This is a genomic window from Paraburkholderia bengalensis (genome assembly GCF_037126505.1).
Lineage (GTDB): Bacteria > Pseudomonadota > Gammaproteobacteria > Burkholderiales > Burkholderiaceae > Paraburkholderia > Paraburkholderia bengalensis.
Genome location: NZ_JACFYJ010000196.1, coordinates 1 through 4,095, shown reverse-complemented (window position 1 = coordinate 4,095; position 4,095 = coordinate 1). Strand labels below are relative to the sequence as shown.

The 4,095-nt window shown below is 60.2% G+C and carries 3 protein-coding genes; all 3 read left to right on the top strand.

Features of this window, described 5'->3' with window-relative positions:
- The first annotated feature begins 1,184 nt into the window (after positions 1-1,184).
- From H3V53_RS42350 to H3V53_RS42340, 3 genes are read left to right on the top strand one after another with little or no spacing between them, the layout of a single operon-like run.
- Positions 1,185-2,015 carry a tyrosine-type recombinase/integrase gene (locus H3V53_RS42350; RefSeq protein WP_336602922.1) on the top strand — a complete coding sequence of 277 codons (831 nt, stop codon included), beginning with the start codon at positions 1,185-1,187 and terminating at the stop codon, positions 2,013-2,015.
- Positions 2,012-2,983, top strand: coding sequence for a tyrosine-type recombinase/integrase (locus H3V53_RS42345; protein ID WP_336602921.1), 972 nt, complete (start codon positions 2,012-2,014; stop codon positions 2,981-2,983). Before H3V53_RS42350 ends, H3V53_RS42345 begins: the two co-directional genes overlap by 4 nt.
- Positions 2,980-3,996, top strand: a complete 1,017-nt coding sequence (locus H3V53_RS42340) for a site-specific integrase (protein WP_336602920.1) — start codon at positions 2,980-2,982, stop codon at positions 3,994-3,996. The genes H3V53_RS42345 and H3V53_RS42340 overlap by 4 nt, the downstream gene beginning before the upstream one ends.
- The last annotated feature ends 99 nt before the right edge of the window (positions 3,997-4,095 follow it).

Sequence of the window (4,095 nt, the reverse complement as noted above, 5' to 3'; positions counted from 1 at the left end):
CATTATCTCGAGTTGAGTTTTATGCGGCGAAACGGTTGTGCTGCAGCGAGCGGATTCGGTCAGAGCCGCGTAGCACTCGGCATAATATTCGTTGCGACGCGATGCGAACATGGCGTCCAAACGGAGGCGAGTGCAAGCATGCAAATTCCGCTGCGAACGCAATCCAGCGCCGAGAGATATATCGCCAGGCGTGAATGGGTCACGGTACGTCTGGAACGTTGTCCGTTACATCCCGCAGGCGGATGCGGTTTTGCTCGCCATGGCACCTACCGCCGCGTGACGCCAGCGGGGATGCGCATTGCGCGGTGGTACTGTCCTCTGGTAGGCAAGACCTTTAGCCTTCTGCCCGATTTTCTCGCTGCAAGGTTTCCAGGGCTACTCGGTTCAATCGATGCAGCCGTTGCAAGCGCGTCAAGCATGCGAAGTGTAGAGGCAGCAGCCGATGCGTTGCGATCGGACGACGTGAGTTTGTCAGCGGCCGCACGCTGGTTGCGCCGCCGTCTATGGGCAGTTCAAGCAGCGTTACGTGGGCTCGATCTCCTACCCCGGGCAACAACGCTCGGCACTAGGCGACAGAAGCCGGCCGGCGTATGTGATTCGCTGTTCGAACTGCGGCGTGCGCTTGCGCACCATACCCTCAACAATCTGCCGGCCCCGCTGGGCTTTCTGCCATCGCGGCGGAATGCTTCGCGCCTCAGCGCCGGCGTCCAACAAGAGATGGGGCATGACAGCAGCCGGGGACGAATTTACGCTGGATCGGGTAACAGCGAGGGTGCCGAATGCGACATCAATCTGCCGATCCGCCCCCATCCGACACATCTCCGACGACGACGGAGATCGTTCGCGTGTGGCACGACGACCGTTCTGTAGGCGACGGCGCTGGCAGACTGTACCTTTGGTGGATCCGGCGCTTCAGGGGATATTGCGAGCAGCGTGGGCTTGACGAGCGCGCTGAGCTGACTCGCGACGGTGCGCGTCGATTCTTTGACTGGTACGCTCGCAGGCACAGCGTCAGCCCTGACAGAGCCGCAATCTCCGGGACGGCTTTGTACGCGCTCAATCGGGTCTATTACGTGCTGGGAAGGGATCCGCCGCCGTGGCGTCTCCAACCGCCTTCTGCTCGACCCGCCACTGCGTTGCTACGCGCGTATGCGGACTATCTCATAGCGCATCGCGGTAACCCGATGGTGACCGTGCACAAGCGGCTGACGCACATAGGCTATTTTCTCCAACACCTGCGTGTCCTTGACCGAACCTGGCGGTCGATGACGCTTGTCGACGTTGACGCATTCCTGGTCGACTGTAGCCGTCGCTATGCGCGTACCACTACGGCCGATATCGCCGGCAGTATTCGGTCCTTTTCCCGTTTTCTGTTCGCCACCGGGCGCAGCTCGCGCAACCTCGCCGATTCGGTAATCGCTCCCGTCCAGCCACGATATGAGCGGCCACGCCGAGCCCTGCCATGGGAGGATGTCCAGCATTTACTGGCAGCGGTGGATCAATCAAATCCGCATGGCCTGCGCGACTACGCCATGCTGCTGATGATGGTGACCTATGGATTCGGAGCCGGTGAACTGATCCGGCTGCGACTGGACGATATCAACTGGACCTCGTCGTCGTTACAGGTTACGCGTCCCAAGACTGGCGCGGTCTTTACTCTGCCGCTTCTGCCGGTCGTCGCGAGGGCGCTGGTCCGCTATCTTCGCGGCGGAAGGCCCCCACATACCGCAACCCGATATCTGTTCGTCCAGTTGAAGCTGCCGTTCGCGCCGCTCACGGGATCCTCAGCCGTCTGGCACGTCATCGCCAAACATGCGGCCGCAGCCGGGCTGACGGCGCAGTATCTCGGTAGTCACGTCCTGCGGTACTCTCACGCTGCTCGCCAGATCGACCTGGGAGCAGATCCGCGAATCATTTCAGAGATTCTCGGTCATCGCGACCCGGACTCCTTATCGGCATATGTGCGTATCGCAACGGAGACCTTGCGCGACGTCTCGCTTCCGGTCCCATCATGAGAACGCTCGTGACAGCAGCCGGTTTGGCACACGACGCTGCGAAGTTTCTGCGGTTTCGCCGGGCCATGGGCGTGCAATATTTGCGCGGCGAGTTCGTGCTCAACGGTTTCGTCCAATTCATCGCTGAACAATGGGGGTGGAGAGCAGACGTCGCCCTCGATGAGGCCATTGGGCGATGGCTCTCGCGTAAGACCGGGCGTAAGCCGGTCACGGTGGGGCTGGAATTCGGGGTAGTGCGCCAGCTATGTCTGTACCGACGTCGAGAGGATCCATCCGGATATGTGCCCGAGCACGCGCTCGCGCCGGTCAAGGAATCGCACTATATCCCCTACATCTTCTCGCGCGATGAAGTGACGAGAATGTTGCAGGTGGCGAGCAGCCATCGTGGTCGATGGATCTGGGCACGGATGCTACGCACGTTGATGCTGGTGCTGTACTGTACCGGCCTGCGACTGGGCGAAGCGGTACGCTTGCGTATGGAAGACGTGGATCTAAGGCGCGGTACATTCCTGATTCCACACAGCAAGGGACGATCGCGTATCGTTCCGTTTCGCCCCGACCTCGCGCAGGAGTTGCGTCAATACCTTCATGCGCGTCACGAGATCCTCGAGCGCCTCGGCGTTAGCGAGCCGCGAGCATTGTTTATCCGGCTCGACGGTACGCCGCTCACCGTGAAGTCCGCGTCTGATGCGCTCCGCCGATTACTTCGTCAGTTGTCGATGAAGCCACCGACAGGCAGGGTCGGCGCCAGACCTTACGAGTTTCGCCACGCCTTTGCCGTGCACCGTCTCACGGCATGGGCCGAAGCCAGAGTCGATATGCACGTGAAGCTCCCGTGGTTGTCGGCGTATCTCGGTCACCAGGATGTCCTCGGTACCGAGGTGTACCTGAAGGCGACGCCACAACTTCTCCAACTCGCCAGTCAACGATTCCGGCGTCATCTGCGCAGCGCGGGGCCAGTCGAATGAAGACCGTACCGTCGGCCGCGTTGTTCACGCGCGTCGAATCATTCTTTACCGACAACCTGCAGCGCATACGAGGCGCCAGCGAGCATACCGTGCATGCCTATCGCGACGCGCTGAAGCTGTTCTTTGAATTCGTCGCCGCGAACAAGCGATGCAGTCTTTCGGGAATTGCCCTTGACGACATGACCGCAGAGACCGTTAGCCAGTTCCTGCTTCATCTGGAGATGGATCGCTCGAACTCCGCAGCGACGCGCAATTGCCGGCGATCTGCTATTCGAAGCTTCTTCCGACACCTGCTGCGTACCGATATCGTGCACTCGCAACAGTATGCTCGAGCGCTTGCCATTCCGGCAAAGAAGGTGTGGCATCGCCCGGCGACCTATCTGGAAGCTGACGAGGTTCGCGCAATTCTCGCCAGACCCAACCCGGCAACGGTTGAGGGCGGTCGCGACTACGCGTTATTGCTGTTTCTCTACAATACCGGTGCGCGCGTTAGCGAAGCAGCAAACCTTTGCTGGAGCGACTTGGAGCTGACTGCGCCTCGGCAGGTTTGTTTGCATGGTAAAGGTCGAAAGGATCGGCTCTTGCCGCTGTGGCGCGATACGGCCAATGCGCTGCATCGCCTGCGGATGGGCGCTCAACCAGATCGGCAGCCGCATGTCTTTCTCAACCGTCGGGGCGAAGCATTGAGCCGCGATGGAATTGCCTACATCCTGCATCGACATGTACAAGGGGCCACGCAGGTTTTACCCACGCTGGACCGGAAGCGCATCACACCGCATGTCCTGCGCCATAGCTGCGCCGTCGCGCTATTGCAATCTGGCACAGACATCACTGTAATTCGCGACTACCTTGGCCACGCGAGTATCGCAACGACAGGACGCTACGTTACGACAAACCTCCAGATGAAACGCGACGCTCTGGAAACCTTCTGGCAGCATGCCGGGATTCGGCCAGCCCGAGCAAAGGCATGGAAGCCTACACCGGACCTTCTGGTGTTTCTGGACTCCCTTTGACTGCCGGGATTTATGTAGCAACCGGCGATGCGCTGGGGCCGCCGACGCAACGTCCACGGCGTCAGACTCCACATAAAAATTAACTCGAGATAATGCGCC